This window comes from Pseudomonas sp. RA_35y_Pfl2_P32 (assembly GCF_963970735.1).
Classification (GTDB): Bacteria; Pseudomonadota; Gammaproteobacteria; order Pseudomonadales; family Pseudomonadaceae; genus Aquipseudomonas.
This window is the reverse complement of the sequence record NZ_CAXAQF010000189.1, coordinates 1-532: the sequence shown is the minus strand read 5'-3', so window position 1 is coordinate 532 and position 532 is coordinate 1. Positions and strand designations below refer to the sequence as shown.

At 59.8% G+C, this 532-nt stretch carries 1 protein-coding gene; it reads left to right on the top strand.

The genetic code is table 11. The features are described from left to right. On the top strand, positions 1–532 hold a 532-nt coding region (locus AACY45_RS27795; RefSeq protein ID WP_339548682.1), incomplete at both ends, for an immunoglobulin-like domain-containing protein.

Genomic DNA, 532 nt, shown 5'->3' with positions numbered 1-532 from the left:
CCTACACCGCGACCCTGACCAATCCGGCCGGCACGCCGATGACCGTGACCTTAAGCAATGGCTCGGTCATCGTTATCGAAGCGGGTAAAACCACCGGTACCGTGCTGGTCGATACCCCGGCCAACGACGTGTATGTCAACGGCAGCACCGTTAGCACAACGATCACGGGCACCACTGGCGGCAACTTCGAGAACCTGGTGCCAGACACCACGCCAGCCGTTACCACTATCAGTGATTCGACTGACACTACCGATCTGACGCTGACCGCGACTGGCGGTATCACCGAAGGCGGCCAGATCACTTACACCGCGACCTTGACTAATCCGGCCGGCACGCCGATGACTGTGACCTTGAGCAATGGCTCGGTCATTGTTATCGAAGCGGGTAAAACCACCGGTACCGTGCTGGTCGACACCCCGGCCAACGACGTGTACGTCAATGGCAGCACCGTAAGCGCGACGATTACGGGCACCACTGGCGGCAACTTCGAAAACCTGGTGCCAAGCACCACGCCAGCCGTTACCACCATCAG